The sequence below is a fragment of the uncultured Campylobacter sp. genome (assembly GCF_938040115.1).
Lineage (GTDB): Bacteria > Campylobacterota > Campylobacteria > Campylobacterales > Campylobacteraceae > Campylobacter_A.
On the sequence record NZ_CALHXD010000254.1, the window covers coordinates 1 to 1,914 of the forward strand.

The 1,914-nt window shown below is 54.7% G+C and carries 2 protein-coding genes; both read left to right on the forward strand.

Annotation, left to right across the window (positions count from 1 at the left end):
• On the forward strand, positions 1-1,020 hold a 1,020-nt coding region (locus Q0314_RS08530; protein WP_298058248.1), incomplete at its 5' end, for an efflux RND transporter periplasmic adaptor subunit.
• Positions 1,017-1,914 (forward strand): efflux RND transporter permease subunit (locus Q0314_RS08535; protein ID WP_298058252.1); only part of this gene is annotated, 898 nt, incomplete at its 3' end. The genes Q0314_RS08530 and Q0314_RS08535, both read left to right, overlap by 4 nt.

Genomic DNA, 1,914 nt, shown 5'->3' on the forward strand with positions numbered 1-1,914 from the left:
AACGACGAAGCGATAAAGCTCACGGTCGTATCGCCCAAGGTCCAAAAATTTAATCCAAAGCTAAATTTACACGGCGAACTGGTCGCTAAAGACGATGTCGCAGTAGGTTCGGCGCTGCAAGGCCAACAAATCGCCCAAATCTTAGCCGAAGTGGGCGAAAACGTGCAAAAGGGGCAAATTTTAGCCCTGCTAGATAATGCCGGCGTAAAAGCGAAATTTGACCAGCAAACCGCCGCTCTCGAGGCCGCAAAGCAAAATTTAAACTCCACCAAGGCTGCTTTTAGCGAGGCTAGCTCAGCGCTAAAGAGGGCTAAAGACTTGGCCGCAAAAAAGGCGATCAGCTCGCAAGAACTCGAACAAGCAAACGCGAAAGAAGCAAGCGCCAGAGCGAATCTAAACTCCGCAAAAGCCCAAATTTCGCAGATAGACGCGCAGATCGCGGAAGCTAAAGATCAGCTCGGCAAAGCTAGCGTGATAGCGCCCGTTAGCGGCGTCGTAACGGCCAAAAAAGCCCAAATCGGCGCGTTAACTAGCGGCGAGGCTTTGTTTAACATCGCAAAAGACGGCGTCATCGAGCTATCTGCGGACGCGGACGCAGCCGAGCTAGCGCAGATAAAAGTCGGTATGGGCGCGACGGCTCAAATTTACGGCGTAAAAGAGGCTGTGAAAGGCAAAGTGCGGCTAGTGCCCGTGAGCGTGGATACAAGCTCACGCCTAGGCAAGGTCAAAATTTCGCTAGACGGCGAGGCGAAATTTATCGGTTCATATGCTAAAGTCGTCATCGATCTGCCCGAATTTAGCGCGTTAGCACTGCCTGCGCAGGCTGTTTCGTTTACGGACGAGGGCGCGTTTGCGACGCTAATAAAAGACGGCAAGGCGCAGAAGCGAAAAATCCAAACCGGACTTAGAGCAAACGGGCTAGTTCAGGTGATTTCAGGTGTCAGCAAGGACGATGAGGTCGCGCTAAAAGCCGCCTCACTGGTAAATGACGGCGAAGCGGCGCAAAGGAGTGTGGAGTGAAAATTTCGTCTTGGGCGATTCGCCATCCCGTTCCGATTATCGTGCTTTTTATCGCGCTTAGCTTAGGCGGCGTAGCGTCGTTTCTGCGCCTACCGATAAACGCAAACCCAAACGTAAATTTCCCTATCGTTAGCGTCACGGTCACGCAGGCGGGCGCGTCGCCTACGCAGCTGGAAAGCTCGACTACTAGGCGCATCGAGGACGCCGTGAGCGGGTTGGCGGACGTGAGGCACGTTAGCTCTACGATCTCCGAGGGTAGCTCGGCTACCACAGTGGAGTTTGCTATCGAGACGGACGTCGATAGAGCCGTAAACGACGTGCGAAACGCTATCTCGCAGATCAGAGACGAACTACCCGCCGGCATCGATACGCCGCTGGTAGAGCGCGTGGACGTCGAGGGCGGCACGCTGGCGTTTTATTCGGTAGGAAGCGTAAATTTAGACCAAAGCGAGATATCGCACCTGATAGATAACGAGATAAAAAGGCGGCTGCTAGCGATCCCGGGCGTTCAGCAGGTAAAGCGTCTAGGCGGCACTACGCGCGAGATTAGGGTGCTTTTAGATCCCGCCGCTCTTAGCTCGCTAAAGATAGACGCGGCTTATATCAGCAAGCAGCTTGCACAAAATAATGCTGATTTGCCCGCCGGCAGGACGGTTTTAGACGGTGCGGAAAATAGCCTGCGCGTAACAGGCGGCGCAAAGAGCGTCGAGGAGCTTTCTGATACTCCTATCTGGCTAGACGGCGGTCGAAATGTCCGTCTGGGCGACATCGCTCGCGTGGAGGACTCGCACGCCGAGGTTAGGTCGCGCTCTAGGATGGACGGGCTGGAGACGGCGGGATTTAGCGTCTCGCGCTCAAAAGGCGCCAGCGACACGGTCGTGATGCAAAAGGTCG